We start from the raw sequence: 16,773 nt of genomic DNA on the forward strand, positions 1-16,773 counted from the left end.
TGAGGCCGCGCACGGCGGCGAGACCCGCGGGTGACCCGGGCGGACTGGTGTGAGTTATACGGAGAAAGAGACCGTGGGCGGTCCGCGGTGGCTGATCGCGGAGCGGGCTGCGGTGCGGGCGCGCAGCGGCGCGCGGAGCACGAGGGGCCGGAGCGCCGGGCGTCGCGACACGGCGACGAGCCGGGGCCGGCGCCAGGGCAGCGCGCGGCGGATGAGGCCGGCGAGGGCGAGGCAGGCGCGCTCGCCGCGGTGCAGCAGAGCGATCGTGAGCACCGCCGCGAGGGCGTGGCCGAGCCACATGGCGGCGTCGGCGGAGCCGGCGGTCGCGAGTTCGGGCGCGAAGCCCTGCAGCGTCGCCAGGTGGGCCGCGTGCGGCGGGGCGGGCGCCCCCGCGGGCGCCGATCCCACGACGTCGATGCCGGCGAAGATCCAGTGGTAGAGGAACTGCGCCGTGCCGACCGCCGCGGTGAGTCGCCACAGCGAGGCGACGCGTCCGGCGAGCGCGGTGCAGAGCGGGAGGGCGAGGATCGCGGTCACCGCGACCGCCGGCCAGGTGATGGCGCCGCCGGCGATCCCGTGCGAGGCTGCCGCGAGCAGCGTCGCGGCGAGCGCGCCCGCCGTTCCGCGGGCCGTGCGCGTGCCGCGGCTCATCGCGGCGCCCCGACGGGGGCGCTCGTGCGGCCGCATTCCCTGCATGTCCGTCAGTCTACCGCCGCGATGCCGGGGCCTCCTGCCCGCCCGCGAGCGCGGCGCGCGAAGGGCGGAGAGCGTCGGCCCGGGCGGGGCGGGCACATTCAGGGGCGGGATCGAGCGGGCTGCGGGAGAATGGGGGCGGAGGCGCGCCGCGCCGCCGGTTTCGTCGAGGAGGGTGCATGTCCAGCAGCGAGCAGGCCCGGGTTACGGCCGGCGGCATCGACCTGAACAGCGACCTCGGCGAGTCGGGCGGGGGTCGGGTGTTCGACGACGCCGGGGTGCTGCCCTCGATCTCGAGCGCCAACGTGGCCTGCGGCTTCCACGCCGGCGATCCCGGCGGCATCCGGTTGACCTGCCGTCGCGCGGCCGAGCTGGGCGTGACCGTCGGGGCGCACCCCGGCTACCGCGACTTCGAGGGCTTCGGCCGCCGCCTCATCGAGGTCGACCTCGGCGAGTTGACCGACGAGGTGATCTACCAGATCGGCGCGGTGCAGGCGGTGGCTCGCAGCGTCGGCACCGAGGTGCGCTACGTGAAGCCGCACGGCGGCCTCTACAAGGCCATCGCGGTGCGCGAGGACCAGGCGCGGGCCGTCGCCCGAGCCGTCCTCGAACTCGACGACACCCTGCCGCTCATGGTGCTGCCCGGCTCGGTGATCGAGCGGGTGGCGCGGGACACGGGGCTGCGCACCGTCGCGGAAGCGTTCGCGGACCGCGGATACCTGCCCGACGGCACGCTCGTGAGGCGGGGGGCGCCCGGGGCGCTGCTCGCCCCGGAGGCGGCGGTCGCCCAGGCGGTGCGGATCGCGACGGAGGGGCGGATCGTCGCCGTGGACGGCACCGAGCTCGCCGTCGCGGCCGACAGCATCTGCCTGCACGGCGACGATCCGGCCGCGGTGCGCCTGGCGCGCGAGATCCGGGCGGGACTCGAGGGCGCGGGCGTCTCGATCCGGAGCTTCGCCTAGCATGCCCGGCGTCGGCGCGTTCCCGATGCGGCCGGTCGGCGACCGCGCGTGCATCATCGACCTGCCCGATCTCGACCGGGTGCTCGGGGTCGCCGCGCGGCTGCGCGAGCTCGGCCTGGCGGGGGTGGTCGACGTCGTGCCCGCGGCCCGCACCGTGCTCGTGGTGTGCGCCGACCGCGCGGCCGTGCGCGGCGTCGCCGAGGCGGTGGCCGGTCTCGACGAGCCGCTCGCGGCGCGGGCGGCGGCCGGCGCGGAGGTGACGATCGACGTGGTCTACGACGGCGACGACCTCGCCGCGGTGGGCGAGCTGACCGGCCTCGGGCGCGACGGTGTGATCGCCGCCCACACGGGCACGCCGTGGCGGGCGGCGTTCGGCGGCTTCGCGCCGGGCTTCGCCTACCTCGCCGGCGGCGACGCGCGCCTCGGGGTGCCCCGACTCGACTCGCCGCGGGCGGCTGTGCCCGCGGGAGCCGTCGCGCTCGCCGCGGGCTTCTCGGCGGTGTACCCGGGGGAGTCGCCCGGCGGCTGGCGGCTGATCGGGCGCACGGGGGAGCGCATGTGGGACGAAACCCGGGATCGCCCGGCCCGCGTCGCCCCGGGCGACACGGTCCGGTTCCGGGCGGTGCGGGAGGCCGTGGTGCTCGCGCCGGTCGTTCGGACGGGCGCGCCGCGGCGCGATCCGCGGCCGTCCGAACCCGCGCTCACGGTGCTCGACCCGGGCATGCTCACCCTCGTGCAGGACGCGGGGCGCCCCGGGCACGCCGCGCTCGGAGTCACCGAGTCGGGAGCGCTCGACCGCGACGCGCTGCGCCGGGCCAACCTGGCGGTCGGCAACCCGCCGCAGTCCCCGGGCCTCGAGAACCTGAACGGCGGCCTCGCACTGCGGGCCCGCCGTGCGCTGCGCGTCGCGGTGACGGGCGCCGACGCCGAGATCAGGGTCGAGCCGGCCGGAGCAGGCGCGGTGCGTTCCCCGCGAACCGGGAGCGCCATCGAACTGGCGCCGGGCGAGACGCTGCGCCTCGGCGCCCCCCGACGGGGGCTGCGCTGCTACGTCGCCGTGGGCGGCGGCATCGAGGATCGGCGCGGCGTGCTCGGCAGCGCCGCCCACGACAGCCTCTCCGGGCTCGGCGCACCGCCTCTCGCGGCCGGCGCGCACCTCGCCGTCGGGCCGCCACCGCAGCGGCCCGCGGACCCCGAGCACGCCGCCCCGGCGCAGCCGCCGGTCGCGCGCCGGGCGGTGCTGCGCTTCGTGCCCGGCCCGCGCGACGACTGGTTCACCCCCGAGGCCCGCACCGCCTTCGCCGAGCGGACCTGGCGGGTCACCCCGCGGTCCAACCGCATCGGTCTCAGGCTCGACGGCGATCCGCTCGCCCGCAGCCGCACCGGCGAGCTCGCCACCGAGGGGGTGATCCGCGGATCCGTGCAGGTGCCGCCGAACGGCCTGCCCGTGCTCTTCCTGGCCGACCACCCCGTCACCGGCGGCTACCCGGTCATCGGCACCGTCATCGACGCCGACCTCGACCGCGCAGCCCAGCTGCCGCCCGGCGCCGAGCTGCGCTTCGAACCGGTCGACCCCGACGACCCCGGCGAGCCCCTCGGCTTCGACGCCCCGGTGCCCGAGACCGTCGCCTTCACGATCGAGATCGACGGTCGCCGACACCGCATCACGGTGCCCGGAGACCTCGCGGCCGCGTTCGACCGGCTGACCGCGGCGGGCGACCGTGCGAAGCTCGCCGAGCTGCTGGTCGAGCTGGTGGGGAAGGCCGCCCGCCGAACCGGTAGAATGATGCCTCGTGTCAGCGAGTGAAACGAACCCCGCAGGGGCGGGCGAGGCCCAGCAGCCGCAGCCGTCCAACCCGATCACCCAGCAGGCGGCCGACGCCGCCGTCGAAGCGGCCCTCGCCGCCTTCGCCGCGGCCGGCTCCGTCGCCGAGCTGAAGGCCGCCCGCACCGAGCACTCCGGCGAGGCCTCGGCGATCGCGAAGCTCAACGCCCTCATGCGCCAGGTGCCGAAGGACGAGAAGGCGGCCACCGGCAAGCTCATGGGCCAGGCGCGAGGCCGCATCGAGGGCGCCTACCAGGGCCGCGAGGCCGAGCTCGCCGAGCAGGAGGCCGCCGCGCGCCTCGTCGCCGAGACCGTCGACGTGACCGCCGCGCCCGTGCGCCGCGCCGCGGGCACCCGCCACCCCCTCGCCCAGCTGCAGGACGAGGTCTCCGACATCTTCATCGGCATGGGCTGGGAGATCGCGGAGGGCCCCGAGATCGAGCACGAGTGGTTCAACTTCGACGCGCTCGGCTTCGATCCCGATCACCCCGCCCGGGCCATGCAGGACACCTTCTTCGTCGAGCCCGCCGACCGCCATCTGCTGCTGCGCACCCACACCTCGCCGGTGCAGATCCGCGCACTGCTCGAGCGCGAGCTGCCCGTCTACGTGGTCGCCCCGGGGCGCGTCTACCGCACCGACGAGCTCGACGCCACGCACACCCCCGTGTTCCAGCAGATCGAGGGCCTCGCGATCGACCGGGGCCTCACCATGGCCCACCTGCGCGGCACGCTCGAGCACTTCGCCAGGCAGATGTTCGGCGACGAGGCGAAGATCCGCCTGCGACCCAACTTCTTCCCCTTCACGGAGCCCTCCGCCGAGATGGACGTGTGGCAGCCGAACGCCAAGGGCGGCGCCCGCTGGGTCGAGTGGGGCGGCTGCGGCATGGTCGACCCCAACGTGCTGCTCGCGGCAGGCATCGACCCCGACGAGTACCAGGGCTTCGCATTCGGCATGGGCATCGAGCGCACCCTGCAGTTCCGCAACGACCTCAACGACATGCGAGACATGGTCGAGGGCGACGTTCGCTTCAACCGTCAGTTCGGAGGACTGGTCTAATGCGCGTTCCACTCAGCTGGCTCGGCGAGTTCGTCTCGCTGCCCGACGACGTCACCCCCGAGCAGGTGCACGCCGACCTCGTGCGCGTGGGCTTCGAGGAGGAGTCGATCCGCCGCTTCGACGTCACCGGCCCCGTGGTCGTGGGCGAGGTGCTCTCGCGCGAGCCCGAGGAGCACTCCAACGGCAAGACCGTCAACTGGTGCCGGGTGCGCGTCGCTCCCGAGGGGCAGCGCGCGGCCGACGGCGGCGAAGACGTGCGCGGCATCGTCTGCGGCGCCCACAACTTCGAGGCCGGCGACAAGGTCGTGGTGACCCTGCCCGGCGCCGTGCTGCCCGGCGGCTTCGAGATCGCCGCCCGCAAGACCTACGGCCACGTCTCCGACGGCATGATCGCGTCGGCGCGCGAGCTGTCGCTCGGCGACGACCACGATGGCATCATCGTGCTCTCCCGACTCGGCTTCGACCCCGCGACGCTCGTTCCCGGCGCCGACGCGAAGGCGCTGCTCGGCATCGATCAGTCCGCGGTCGAGATCAACGTGACGCCGGATCGCGGCTACGCGTTCTCGATCCGCGGCGTCGCCCGCGAGTACGCGCACGCCACCGGCGCGGCCTTCTCGGATCCGGCGCTCGCGAGCGAGCCCGCCGCCGTCTCGGGATTCCCCGTCACCCTCGCCGACGACGCGCCCATCCGCGGGCGCGCGGGAGCGACCGGCTTCGTGACCCGCGTCGTGCGCGGCATCGACCAGTCGCGCCCCACCCCGTCCTGGATGGTGGCGCGCCTGCAGCTCGCCGGCATCCGCTCGCTGTCGCTCGAGGTCGACATCTCGAACTACGTGATGCTCGAGCTCGGCAACCCCCTGCACGCCTACGACCTCGCCAAGCTGCAGGGCGGCATCACCGTGCGCCGCGCGCGGGCGGGGGAGACCCTCGTCACACTCGACGGCCAGCAGCGCTCGCTGCACCCCGAAGACCTGGTGATCGCCGACGAGTCCGGCGCGATCGGCCTCGCCGGCGTCATGGGCGGCGAGTCGACCAAGGCCGACGAGCGCACCACCGACGTGCTCGTCGAGGCCGCGACCTTCGACCCCGTCTCGATCGCTCGCTCCTCGCGCCGCCACAAGCTCCCGAGCGAGGCGTCCAGGCGCTTCGAGCGCGGCGTCGATCCGCTCGTGGCGCGGGCCGCGGCCCAGCGCATGGTCGACCTGCTCGTCGAGCTCGCCGGCGGCGCCGCCGACGAGCTCGGCAGCGACGTCGTCGCCCCCTGGGAGGCGCCCGTCGTGCGCCTGCGGATGTCGAGCGTGAACGGCCTGCTCGGCACCGACTACACCGACGACGAGATCCGCGGCGCGATCGAGATGATCGGCTGCACGATCTCGCTCGGCACGGCGGGCGAGCCCGACCTGCTCTTCGTGACCCCGCCGAGCTGGCGCTCGGATCTCACCCGTCCAGCCGACCTGATCGAGGAGGTCGCGCGGATCGTCGGCTACGGCCGCATCCCGTCGCGGCTGCCGGTCGCCCCGGCAGGCCGCGGCCTCACCCGCGAGCAGCGGCTGCGCCGCCGCGCCGCGAACGTCGTGACCGCCGCCGGCCTCGACGAGGTGCAGAGCTACCCGTTCGTCTCGCGGGCCCAGCTGCAGCGCTTCGGTGCCGGGAGCGAGCCCGGCGACGCCGATGCCGACGCGCCGGTCGACGCCGTGCGCCTCGCGAACCCGCTCGACGGCGAGGCGCCCTTCCTGCGCCGCTCGCTGCTGCCCGGCCTCGTGACCGCAGCGCAGCGCAACGTCTCGCGCGGCGTCACCGACCTCGCCCTCGTCGAGTTCGGGGCGGTGTTCGCCCCCTCCGCGGCAGCGACGGGCACCGAGGCGGTGCCGCCGCTCGCCGAGCGGCCCTCCGCCGAGATGCTGGCCGAGCTGAACGCCTCGATCCCGGACCAGCCGCGCCGCGCGGCCGGCCTGCTGCTCGGCGACGCCGTCGCGAAGCAACCCGGCGAATCGGCGCGCGCCTACGACTGGGCCGACGCGCTCGACGCGGCCCGCGCGGTCGCAGCCGCGGTCTCGGCCGAGCTCGTGGTCTCGCAGGGCTCCCACCGCGCCTTCCACCCGGGCCGCACCGCCGAGCTCGCGATCCGCGTGGCCGACGACACCGATGGCGACGAGGGCGGCCTCGAGGTGGTGGGCGTCGCCGGCGAACTGCTGCCCGAGCTCGTCGCCGAACACCATCTGCCGGGCCGTGCCGCGGCGTTCGAGCTCGACCTCGAGCGCATCATCGAGCTCGCTCCTCGTGAGCCCGACCCCGCGCCCCTCTCGACCTACCCCGCCGCCACGCAGGATCTCACGTTGGTCGTCGGCGACGACGTGCCCGCGGGCGACGTGCTCGCCGTGGTCGTGGCGGGCGCCGGCGGGCTGCTCGAGCAGGCGCGGGTGGTCGACGACTACCGGGGCACCGGTATCGAGCCAGGGCAGAAGGCCATCACGTTCGCGCTGCGCTTCCGCGCCGCCGACCGCACGCTCAAGGCCGAGGAGGCCAGCGAGGCGAAGCTCGCGGGCGTGGCCGCCGCCGAGCTGGCCTTCGGCGCCAAGCTGCGCGAGTAGGACTCCCGGCTCTCGCGTCGCACGAACGGCTCCGAACCCCGGCGGTTCGGAGCCGTTCGCGTTCTCAGGGGACCGGCGGGGCTGCGGGCGGGACCGCGATGCGCAGGCGCGCGCTCGGCTCTTGACCGTCGACGCACGTCTCGAGCGCCGCGCTTGCGGTTCGTCGCGATGGCCGGATACGACTGGGATGCGGACGCGGCGAGGGGCCGGGTGCGCGACCTGGAGATCCGAGTCGGAGGGAATGAGAGCGTGAGCGTTGAACTGTTCAGCCCGGCGGGGCTGGCGCAGGAGGTGCCGTTCAGGCACGTGGCGGTCGGCACGGGCAGCCGCACGGTGTGCGTGGCCGGGCAGGTCTCGGCGACCTCGAGCGGTGGACCCGTGGCGCCGGGTGATCTGCCCGGTCAGGTGGCGCAGGCGCTGCGCAACGTCGCGGCGGGCCTCGCCGGCGCCGGCGCGCGCTTCACCGACGTGGTGCGGCTGCGGTTCTACCTCACCGACTGGCGCACCGAGAAGCACGACGACTTCCTCGCCGGAATCGCCGAGGTGGCCGACGAGCTCGGGATCCCGCAGCCCATGCCTCCGTCGACGCTGATCGGCGTGGCCGCGCTCTTCGAGCCGCACGTGCTCGTCGAGATCGAGGCGACCGCCGTGCTCGACTGACCGCGGGGCGGGGCACCGCGCGCCGGGTCTGGGTCGTCGAGTCCGGCCGACGAGCCCCGGCCGAGGCAGGGGCGCCGGTCGCGATCCCGCTCGCGACCCGTTGTCAGCGTCGGTGGTTGCGGGGATACTGAGAGCAACACCCCGAGGAGGCGGTCATGTCAGCTCAGAAGATCATCCCCAACATCTGGTGCGATCGCAACGCCGAGCAGGCGGGCGCCTTCTACGCCGAGGCGTTCCCCGGCGCGCGCTCCACGGTCGAAGCGCGCTATCCCGACACCGGTCTGCTCGACTTCCAGCAGCAGTTCGCGGGCGAGCCGCTCACGGTGGCGGTCGAGATTCCCGAGCCTCGGGGCACCGATTCGACCCGGCTCACGCTCATCAACGCCGGCGACGAGTTCGCACCGAACCCGTCGATCTCGTTCATGGTGAACTTCGACCCGCTCATGTTCGACGGCGACGAGGCGGCGGCCCGGACCCGGCTCGACCGGCTGTGGGGCGCGTTGTCCGAGGGCGGGCGCGAGCTCATGCCCCTGGGCGAGTACCCGTTCAGCGCGCACTACGGCTGGGTGCAGGATCGGTTCGGAGTGAGCTGGCAGCTCATGCTCACCGACCCGTCCGGCGAGCCGAGGCCGTTCATCGTGCCCTCGCTCATGTTCAGCGGTGCGGCGCAGAACCGGGCCTCCGAGGCCATCGACTTCTACACCTCGGTGTTCGACGACGCGGCCGCGGGCGGGCGGTTCCCCTACGGTGCACCGACCGGCCCGGCCACGGCCGATGCGCTCATGTACGGCGAGTTCCGCGTGGGCGGGCAATGGTTCGCGGTGATGGACTCGGGAGTGGAACAGCCGTTCGAATTCGGCTGCGGGGTGTCGCTCGAAGTGCAGTGCACCGACCAGGCCGAGATCGACCGGCTCTGGGAAGCGCTCTCGGCGGTGCCCGAGGCCGAGCAGTGCGGTTGGCTCGCCGACCGCTTCGGGGTGAGCTGGCAGATCGTGCCCGCCGACATGGCCGAGCTGATGCAGCGTCCCGACGCCTACGAGCACATGATGGGCATGAAGAAGCTGGTCATCGCCGATTTCTGAATCGGGCGCGCTCGACCCGAACGTATACGCAACTCGGGCGTATTCCTCTCCTTCTTGCCATGGAAGCCCGTTATGTATACACTCGGGGTGAACGGGGAGGTCGAGTGCGAGCGAGCGATCGGGCATACGCCGCGCTGCTGGAAGACATCCAGAGCGGGGAGCTGCCGCCGGGAACGGTGATCGGCGAGGTCGAGCAGGCCGAGCGGCTCGGCGTGAGCCGAACCCCCATGCGTGAGGCGATCGGCCGCCTCTCCGCCGACGGGCTCGTGCGGCAGCAGTCGCCGCGTGTGCTGGTGGTCGCGGGATTCGACGCCGCCGACATCCGCGAGCTCTTCGAGGCGCGGCGCGCGCTCGAGGAGACCGCGGCGAGGCTCGCCGCCCAGCGCGGCGAACCCGGCACGTTCGCGCAGCTCGCCGACGACTTCGAGCGCGCGCACCCCGAGTCGGGCGAGGTCGCCGCTGACGACTACTACGCGCTCATCGCGCGCTTCGACGCCGAAATCGACGCGGCGGTGGCCAACACCCACCTCGTGAGCGCGCTGCGCACCGTGCGCACCCACCTCGCCCGAGCCCGCCGACTGGCGCGCGACAACCGGCGCCGGCTCGCCGTATCCGTCTCCGAGCACGCGCTCATCGCCCGGGCCATCTCCGCGGGCGACGCCGAGCTCGCCGCGCACTCCACTCACGTGCACCTCCACAACGCCCTCAGCTCGATCCTGAACTCGATCGACGCGCCCTCTCCGGAAGGACCGCAATGACCGTCACCCACCACGTCCGCGTCCACACGAGCGAAGAGCAGCTGCCCCGCGAGCAGCAGCTCGCCTGGAAGATCGCGCAGGTCGCGACCGATCCGGTCGAGGTCGAACCCCGGGTGGTCGACATGATCATCAACCGCATCATCGACAACGCCGCCGTCGCGGCGGCGTCGCTGAACCGCGCGCCCATCGTCGCGGCGCGAGCCCAGGCCCTGTCGCACCCCGTCTCGACCGGGGGATCCGGAGCCGCGATCTTCGGTCTGGCCGCGACCGGCGGGGGCGCCGCGAAGACGAGCCCCGAGTGGGCCGCCTGGGCGAACGGCGTCGCCGTGCGCGAGCTCGACTACCACGACACCTTCCTCGCGGCCGAGTACTCGCATCCGGGCGACAACATCCCGCCGATCCTCGCGGTCGCGCAGCACACCGGTGCCGACGGCCGAGCGCTCGTGCGCGGCATCGCCACCGGCTACGAGATCCAGATGGATCTCGTGCGGGCCATCTGCCTGCACCGGCACAAGATCGACCACGTCGCCCACCTCGGGCCCTCGGCGGCGGCCGGCATCGGCGCGCTGCTCGGCCTCGACGCCGAGACCATCTCCCAGGCCGTCGCCCAGGGCCTGCACACCACCACCGCCACGCGCCAGAGCCGCAAAGGCGAGATCTCCACCTGGAAGGCGCACGCCCCCGCCTTCGCGGGCAAGATGGCCGTCGAGGCCGTCGACCGCGCCATGCGCGGCCAGACCTCCCCGAGCCCGATCTACGAGGGCGAGGACGGTGTGATCGCGTGGATGCTCGACGGCCCGGACGCCGCGTACGACGTGCCGCTGCCCGCGCCGGGCGAGCCCAAGCGGGCGATCCTCGACAGCTACACCAAGGAGCACTCGGCCGAGTACCAGGCGCAGGCCTGGATCGACCTGGCCCGCAAGCTGCGACGCGAGCGCCCCGAACTCGCCGACCCCGCGGGCATCGCGTCCATCGTGCTGCACACGAGCCACCACACCCACTACGTGATCGGCTCGGGCGCGAACGACCCGCAGAAGTACGACCCCGCCGCGAGCCGCGAGACGCTCGACCATTCCATCCCGTACATCTTCGCCGTCGCGCTGCAGGACGGGGGCTGGCACCACGTCGACTCCTACGCTCCCGAGCGGGCGAGCCGCCCCGACACCGTCGAGCTGTGGCACAAGATCACCACGGCCGAAGACCCCGAGTGGACCCGGCGCTACCACTCCGAGGACCCTCATGAGAAGGCGTTCGGCGGCCGTGTCGAGATCGAGTTCGCAGACGGCACCTCGCTCGTCGACGAGATCGCCGTGGCCGACGCGCACCCGCTCGGCGCGCGCCCCTTCGAGCGCGAGAACTACATCGCCAAGTTCCGCACCCTCGCCGGGCCGGTGCTCGACGAGACCGAGATCGAGCGCTTCCTCGAGCTCGTGCAGCGCCTGCCCGAGCTCACCGCCGACGAGGTGCGCGAGCTGGGCATCGTCGCGAGGGCCGGCGTGATCGACCTCGCCGCGGCGCCGAAGGGACTGTTCTGATGCTGTACGCGAACACCACCCCGGCCGAGAAGCGCCGCCTGTTCCGCGAGCGGCTCGCGAGCGGCGAGCTGCTGCGCTTCCCGGGGGCCTTCAACCCGCTGTCGGCCCGCCTCATCGAGCGCAAGGGCTTCGACGGCGTCTACATCTCGGGAGCCGTGCTCTCGGCCGACCTCGGGCTGCCCGACATCGGCCTCACCACCCTCACCGAGGTCGCGGGGCGCGCCCAGCAGGTCGCCCGCATGACCGAGCTGCCCGCGATCGTCGACGCCGACACCGGATTCGGCGAGCCGATGAACGTGGCGCGCACCGTCCAGACGCTCGAAGACTCAGGTCTCGCCGGCATGCACATCGAAGACCAGGTCAACCCGAAGCGGTGCGGGCACCTCGACAACAAGTCGGTGGTCGACGAGGCCACGGCGGCGAAGCGCATCCGGGCCGCCGTCGACGCCCGTCGCGACCCCGGCTTCCTCATTATGGCCCGCACCGACATCCGCGCCACCGCCGACGGGCGGGCCGGTCTCGACGCCGCGATCGACCGGGCGAAGGCCCTCGTCGACGCCGGCGCCGACGCGATCTTCCCCGAGGCGATGCGCACCCTCGAGGAGTTCGAGGCGGTGCGCCGCGCGATCGACGTGCCGATCCTCGCCAACATGACGGAGTTCGGCAAGAGCGACCTCTTCTCGGCACAGCAGCTCGCCGACATCGGCGTCAACATCGTGATCTGGCCCGTGTCGATGCTGCGGATCGCAATGGGGGCGACCGCGCGGGCGCTCGACACGCTGAACGAGCACGGGCATCTCACCTCGAAGCTCGACGAGATGCAGCACCGCGCCGACCTCTACGAGCTCGTCGACTACGCGGGGTACGACCGCTTCGACACGAGCGTCTTCAACTTCAGCGTGGAGCGCTGACGGGCCACCGCGGGGCGCACCCGCTGGATCGATCGATCAAGACGTGAGATCCTGCGACTGCGCGCAGCACGACGAGGGAAGGGGCCGAAGATGGCCGAAACGGATGCCGAGATCAAGAAGGGCCTCGCGGGAGTGGTGGCCGACGTCACCGCCGTCTCGAAGGTCAACCCCGAGACGAACAGCCTGCTCTACCGCGGCTACCCGGTGCAGGAGCTCGCCGCGACGCAGCCGTTCGAAGCCGTCGCGTACCTGCTCTGGAACGGCGAACTGCCCGACGAGCGGCAGCTGGCCGAGCTGCGGGCCCGCGAACGCCGCCACCGCGCCCTGCCGCGCGAGGTGCGGGCGGCGATCGACCTGCTGCCGCTCGAGGCCCACCCGATGGACGAGGTGCGCACGGCGGTGAGCGTGATCGGCGCATCCGACACGGCGGGCTCCGCGTCGGTGCTCGACGCCTCGGGCACGCCCGAGCAGAACCTGGAGCGCTCGATCCGGCTCTACGCGGCGCTGCCCGCCATCGTCGCGTACGGGCAGCGCCGCCGCCGCGGCGAGGAGATCGTGGAGCCCCGCGACGACCTCGACTACGCCGCCAACTTCCTGTGGATGACCTTCGGAGCCGAGCCGCACGACACGGTGGTCGACGCGTTCAACCGCTCGATGACGCTGTACGCCGAGCACTCGTTCAACGCGTCGACGTTCACGGCGCGCGTCGTCACGTCGACGCTCTCCGACCTCTACTCGGCGGTGGTCGCTGCGATCGGTGCGCTCAAGGGCTCGCTGCACGGCGGGGCGAACGAGGCGGTGCTGCACATCATGGACGAGATCGGCGACGCCTCGAACGTCGTGCCGTGGCTCGATCGGGCGCTCGCCGAGAAGCGCAAGATCATGGGCTTCGGGCACCGCGTCTACAAGAAGGGCGACTCGCGCGTGCCCACCATGAAAGCGGCGCTCGACGCACTCATCGATCACTACGGCCGACCCGAGGTGGGCGAACTCTACGAGGCGCTCGAGCGCGAGTTCGTGTCGCGCAAGGGCATCTACCCGAACCTCGACTACCCGTCGGGCCCCGCGTACAACCTCATGGGCTTCGACACGCTCACCTTCACGCCACTGTTCATCGCCTCGCGCGTCACCGGCTGGACGGCGCACATCATGGAGCAGGCGGCCTCGAACGCGCTGATCCGCCCCCTGTCGGCCTACAACGGCCCGGCCGAGCGCCACGTCGAGGGGTACGAGCCCACCGATGAGCAGCTCGCCGCCGCGGAGCGCGAGACGGAGGCGGAGTAGCGGATCGCTGCGCGCCCGGTCCCTCCGGCGAGGCGGGCCGAGCGCGGAGGAGCGCCCGCGCGGTAGCGTGGGGTGCGCGCCCGGATCGGGATCCGCTCCGGGCCGCGCATCCCACCCGCAGAACGAGGAGCGACGATGACCGAGTACACCTGCATCAGAACCGAGACGCAGGGGCGCGTCGCGACGATCACCCTGCACCGACCCGAGGCCCTCAACGCGCTGAACTCGACGCTGGTGCGCGAGCTCATCGAGGCGGCGCTCGCCTTCGACGCCGACTCCGGGATCGGCGCGATCGTGATCACGGGCTCTGAGAAGGCCTTCGCGGCTGGCGCAGACATCAAGGAGATGGCCGAGCTGGGGTACTCCGACATGTACCTCGGCGGGCCGTTCCCGGGGTGGGGCGGCTTCGAACGCATGCGCACGCCGCTGATCGCCGCGGTGTCGGGCTTCGCGCTGGGCGGCGGCTGCGAACTCGCGATGATGTGCGACATCATCATCGCGGCAGACACCGCGAAGTTCGGCCAGCCCGAGATCAACCTCGGGATCCTGCCCGGCTTCGGCGGTTCGCAGCGCCTGCCGCGAGCGATCGGCAAGTACAAGGCCGCCGAGATGGTGCTCACGGGCCGCATGATGGATGCCGAGGAGGCGGAGCGGTCGGGGCTCGTCTCGCGGGTGGTGCCGGCGGCCGAGCTGCTCGCCGAGGCCGCGCAGACCGCCGAGACGATCGCGTCGAAGTCGCTGCCCGCGGTGTATGCCGCGAAGGAGGCGCTGCAGGTGGCGCAGGAGACCCCGCTGTCGGAGGGGCTGCGCTTCGAACGGCAGGCGTTCGCCGCGGCCTTCGCGACCGAGGATCAGGCGGAGGGCATGCGGGCCTTCGCCGAGAAGCGCCCGCCCGAGTTCACCCACCGCTGAGGCCCGGTGCCGCGGGGGTCGGCGCCCGCGACCGGCCCGCGAGGTGCCAGAATAGACGGGTGACGATGGAGGGCGCGAGATGACCTATTCAGTGGCGGTGGCCGGAGCGAGCGGGTACGCCGGGGGAGAGCTGCTGCGCCTGCTCGCGGGGCACCCGGAGTTCGAGATCCGCACCGTCACGGGGCACTCGAGCGCCGGCCGGCCCCTCAGCGAGTCGCAGCCGCACCTGCGCTCGCTCGCGCACCTGGTGCTGCAGCCCACGCTGCCCGAGGTGCTCGACGGCCACGACGTCGTGTTCTTCGCGCTGCCGCACGGTGCCTCGGGCGAGCTCACGGCTCGGCTCGGGAACGTGCGCCTCGCGATCGACTGCGGCGCAGACCACCGCCTCACCGACGCCGCCGACTGGGCGGCCTTCTACGGAGGCGAGCACCACGGAGCGTGGGCGTACGGGGTGCCCGAGCTCATCGTGGCCGAGCGCGCCGCCGACGGCGCACCCGTCTGGACCCGGCAGCGGGAGTACCTGGCCGGGGCGACGCGGATCGCGGCGCCGGGCTGCAACGCGTCGACCGTGGCGCTGTCGCTCGCCCCCGGTATCGCGGCGGGGGTGATCGAGCCGCGCGACATCGTGAGCGTGCTCGCTGTTGGGCCGAGCGGTGCGGGCAAGGCCGCGAAGACCCACCTGCTCGGCGCCGAGCTCATGGGCAGCGCGAACCCCTACGCGGTGGGGGGCACGCACCGGCACATCCCCGAGATCCGGCAGGCGCTGCGCGGGGCGGGCGCCGTCACCGAGCCCAGCCTCAGCTTCACGCCCGTGCTCGTGCCGATGAGCCGGGGCATCCTCGCGACCTCCACGGCGCGGCTCGCGCCCGGCGTCACCGCGCAGCAGGTGCGCAGCGCCTGGGAGGACGCCTACACCGCGGAACCCTTCGTGCAGCTGCTGCCCGAGGGGGTCTTCCCGCGCACCGCCGACACGCTCGGCGCCAACACGTGTCTGATGGGGGTCGCGATCGACGAGGCGGCGGGCCGCGTCGTGGTGGCGGCGGCCCTCGACAACCTCGCCAAGGGCACCGCGGGCGCCGCGATCCAGTCGGCCAACATCGCCCTCGGCATCCCCGAGACCACGGGTCTGTCGGTGAACGGCGTGGCCCCGTGACGGGCCCGGCCCTCGAATGGCGGATTTCGCGTGCTCCGCGTGCGGAGCACGTGCGAAATCCGCCTTTCGGCGAGATCGAGATCGCGACCCGGATCGAGACCGCGGCCGCCAGCCGCGCCACGGCAGCGCAGAAGAAGGAGCAGGCATGAGCGTCACCGCACCCCAGGGATTCAGGTCGGCCGGCATCGCCGTCGGCCTCAAGAGCACGGGCAAACCCGACCTCGCCCTCGTCGTGAATGACGGCCCCGAGCGTGCCTCGGCCGTCGTGTTCACGAGCAACCGGGCACAGGCCAACCCGATCCTGTGGAGCCGCAAGGTCGCGCAGAACGGCCAGGCGCGCGCGGTGATCCTCAACTCGGGCGGCGCCAACTGCTTCACGGGCGACTTCGGCTACGAGACGACCCGGCTCACGGCCGAGGCGGTCGCCGCCGCCATCGGCGAGCCCGACGCCGAGCGGATCCTCGTCTGCTCGACCGGGCTCATCGGCACAGGAGACCAGGCCTTCCGCGACAAGATCGTGCACAACGTGCCGACGCTCGCGGCCGCGCTCGCCGCAGATGACACGACCGCCCCCGCGGCGATCCTCACCACCGACTCCGTCGAGAAGACCGTGGTGCACACGGGCGACGGCTGGACCATCGGGGCGATGGCGAAGGGGGCGGGCATGCTCGCGCCGGGCCTCGCGACCATGCTCGTGGTGATCACCACCGATGCGCTGCTCGACGGGGAGGCGCTGGACCGCGCGCTGCGCCGCGCGACCGGAACGAGCTTCGACCGGCTCGACAGCGACGGCTGCATGTCGACGAACGACCAGGTGACGCTGCTCGCGAGCGGAGCGTCGGGCGTCTCGCCCGACGAGGAGTCGTTCTCCGACGCGCTCGCCGCCGTCTGCGACAGCCTCGCAGCGCAGCTGCAGGCCGACGCGGAGGGCGCGAGCCACGACATCGACATCGAGGTGCGCGGGGCCGCGAGCTCAGCCGATGCCGTCGAGGTGGGCCGCTCAGTCGCGCGCAACAACCTCTTCAAGGCCGCCATCTTCGGCAACGACCCGAACTGGGGCCGCGTGCTCGCCGCGATCGGCACCACCGACGCGGCCTTCGACCCCTACCAGGTCGACGTCAGCTTCAACGGGGTGCGCCTCTGCCATGCGGGCGGCCCCGATCGCCCCGTCAAGGAGTGCGACCTCGCACCGCGCCGCACCCGCGTCGAGATCGACCTCTTCGCGGGCGAGCACACCGCCACCATCCGCACCAACGACCTGACGCACGACTACGTGCACGAGAACTCGGCGTACTCCTCGTGATCGCGGCCTCCGCACCCTCGGCGGCGTCGGGGAGCGGGGGAGCCGTC

General features: G+C 73.2%; 15 protein-coding genes. 14 read left to right on the forward strand and 1 reads right to left on the reverse strand.

Annotated elements, in window-relative coordinates:
* Positions 1 to 54 precede the first annotated feature (54 nt).
* Positions 55 to 696 (reverse strand): hypothetical protein, encoded by a 642-nt coding sequence (locus tag H490_RS27695; RefSeq protein ID WP_017884767.1) that lies wholly within the window; start codon positions 694 to 696, stop codon positions 55 to 57.
* A gap of 176 nt (positions 697 to 872) precedes the next feature.
* Between H490_RS27695 and H490_RS27700 the strand changes: the two genes are divergently transcribed.
* From H490_RS27700 to argJ, 14 genes are all read left to right on the forward strand, one after another.
* Positions 873 to 1,655, forward strand: a complete 783-nt coding sequence (locus tag H490_RS27700; protein WP_017884768.1) for a LamB/YcsF family protein — start codon at positions 873 to 875, stop codon at positions 1,653 to 1,655.
* A 1-nt stretch (position 1,656) separates the two neighbouring features.
* Entirely contained in the window at positions 1,657 to 3,462 is a 1,806-nt protein-coding gene (locus tag H490_RS27705) for a 5-oxoprolinase/urea amidolyase family protein (protein WP_017884769.1), read from the forward strand.
* Positions 3,449 to 4,537 (forward strand): phenylalanine--tRNA ligase subunit alpha, encoded by a 1,089-nt coding sequence (pheS, locus tag H490_RS27710; RefSeq protein ID WP_017884770.1) that lies wholly within the window; start codon positions 3,449 to 3,451, stop codon positions 4,535 to 4,537. The genes H490_RS27705 and pheS overlap by 14 nt, the downstream gene beginning before the upstream one ends.
* Positions 4,537 to 7,128, forward strand: a complete 2,592-nt coding sequence (gene pheT, locus H490_RS27715; RefSeq protein WP_017884771.1) for a phenylalanine--tRNA ligase subunit beta — start codon at positions 4,537 to 4,539, stop codon at positions 7,126 to 7,128. Before pheS ends, pheT begins: the two co-directional genes overlap by 1 nt.
* A gap of 249 nt (positions 7,129 to 7,377) precedes the next feature.
* Complete coding sequence (locus H490_RS27720) at positions 7,378 to 7,788, forward strand: RidA family protein (protein ID WP_031290179.1); 411 nt, start codon at positions 7,378 to 7,380, stop codon at positions 7,786 to 7,788.
* A 155-nt stretch (positions 7,789 to 7,943) separates the two neighbouring features.
* Complete coding sequence (locus H490_RS27725; RefSeq protein ID WP_017884773.1) at positions 7,944 to 8,870, forward strand: VOC family protein; 927 nt, start codon at positions 7,944 to 7,946, stop codon at positions 8,868 to 8,870.
* Positions 8,871 to 8,974: 104 nt separating this feature from the next.
* Complete coding sequence (locus tag H490_RS27730; RefSeq protein ID WP_017884774.1) at positions 8,975 to 9,628, forward strand: GntR family transcriptional regulator; 654 nt, start codon at positions 8,975 to 8,977, stop codon at positions 9,626 to 9,628.
* Positions 9,625 to 11,163 (forward strand): MmgE/PrpD family protein, encoded by a 1,539-nt coding sequence (locus H490_RS27735; protein ID WP_017884775.1) that lies wholly within the window; start codon positions 9,625 to 9,627, stop codon positions 11,161 to 11,163. Before H490_RS27730 ends, H490_RS27735 begins: the two co-directional genes overlap by 4 nt.
* The gene (prpB, locus tag H490_RS27740) at positions 11,163 to 12,074 is read left to right on the forward strand and encodes a methylisocitrate lyase (protein WP_017884776.1); all 912 of its coding nucleotides are present in this window, start codon (positions 11,163 to 11,165) and stop codon (positions 12,072 to 12,074) included. Before H490_RS27735 ends, prpB begins: the two co-directional genes overlap by 1 nt.
* Before the next feature lie 90 nt (positions 12,075 to 12,164).
* Entirely contained in the window at positions 12,165 to 13,358 is a 1,194-nt protein-coding gene (locus H490_RS27745) for a bifunctional 2-methylcitrate synthase/citrate synthase (RefSeq protein ID WP_017884777.1), read from the forward strand.
* A gap of 135 nt (positions 13,359 to 13,493) precedes the next feature.
* Complete coding sequence (locus H490_RS27750) at positions 13,494 to 14,270, forward strand: enoyl-CoA hydratase (protein WP_017884778.1); 777 nt, start codon at positions 13,494 to 13,496, stop codon at positions 14,268 to 14,270.
* 79 nt (positions 14,271 to 14,349) lie between these two features.
* Entirely contained in the window at positions 14,350 to 15,423 is a 1,074-nt protein-coding gene (argC, locus tag H490_RS27755) for an N-acetyl-gamma-glutamyl-phosphate reductase (protein WP_017884779.1), read from the forward strand.
* Positions 15,420 to 15,572, forward strand: coding sequence for a hypothetical protein (locus H490_RS32400; RefSeq protein WP_193743413.1), 153 nt, complete (start codon positions 15,420 to 15,422; stop codon positions 15,570 to 15,572). The genes argC and H490_RS32400 overlap by 4 nt, the downstream gene beginning before the upstream one ends.
* Positions 15,569 to 16,726 carry a bifunctional glutamate N-acetyltransferase/amino-acid acetyltransferase ArgJ gene (argJ, locus tag H490_RS27760; RefSeq protein ID WP_017884781.1) on the forward strand — a complete coding sequence of 386 codons (1,158 nt, stop codon included), beginning with the start codon at positions 15,569 to 15,571 and terminating at the stop codon, positions 16,724 to 16,726. Before H490_RS32400 ends, argJ begins: the two co-directional genes overlap by 4 nt.
* Positions 16,727 to 16,773: the final 47 nt, after the last annotated feature.

Origin of the sequence: Leucobacter sp. UCD-THU, assembly GCF_000349545.1 — a bacterium.
GTDB lineage: Bacteria > Actinomycetota > Actinomycetes > Actinomycetales > Microbacteriaceae > Leucobacter > Leucobacter muris.

What these genes read in the sequence shown, in the direction of transcription:
- H490_RS27705 (WP_017884769.1), top strand. Translation starts at nt 1,657, where the DNA reads ATGCCCGGCGTCGGCGCGTTCCCGATGCGGCCGGTCGGCGACCGCGCG.
- H490_RS27745 (WP_017884777.1), top strand. Translation starts at nt 12,165, where the DNA reads ATGGCCGAAACGGATGCCGAGATCAAGAAGGGCCTCGCGGGAGTGGTG.
- H490_RS27725 (WP_017884773.1), top strand. Translation starts at nt 7,944, where the DNA reads ATGTCAGCTCAGAAGATCATCCCCAACATCTGGTGCGATCGCAACGCC.
- H490_RS27695 (WP_017884767.1), bottom strand. Translation starts at nt 696, where the DNA reads ATGCAGGGAATGCGGCCGCACGAGCGCCCCCGTCGGGGCGCCGCGATG.
- H490_RS27700 (WP_017884768.1), top strand. Translation starts at nt 873, where the DNA reads ATGTCCAGCAGCGAGCAGGCCCGGGTTACGGCCGGCGGCATCGACCTG.
- prpB (WP_017884776.1), top strand. Translation starts at nt 11,163, where the DNA reads ATGCTGTACGCGAACACCACCCCGGCCGAGAAGCGCCGCCTGTTCCGC.
- H490_RS27735 (WP_017884775.1), top strand. Translation starts at nt 9,625, where the DNA reads ATGACCGTCACCCACCACGTCCGCGTCCACACGAGCGAAGAGCAGCTG.
- argC (WP_017884779.1), top strand. Translation starts at nt 14,350, where the DNA reads ATGACCTATTCAGTGGCGGTGGCCGGAGCGAGCGGGTACGCCGGGGGA.
- argJ (WP_017884781.1), top strand. Translation starts at nt 15,569, where the DNA reads ATGAGCGTCACCGCACCCCAGGGATTCAGGTCGGCCGGCATCGCCGTC.
- pheT (WP_017884771.1), top strand. Translation starts at nt 4,537, where the DNA reads ATGCGCGTTCCACTCAGCTGGCTCGGCGAGTTCGTCTCGCTGCCCGAC.
- H490_RS27750 (WP_017884778.1), top strand. Translation starts at nt 13,494, where the DNA reads ATGACCGAGTACACCTGCATCAGAACCGAGACGCAGGGGCGCGTCGCG.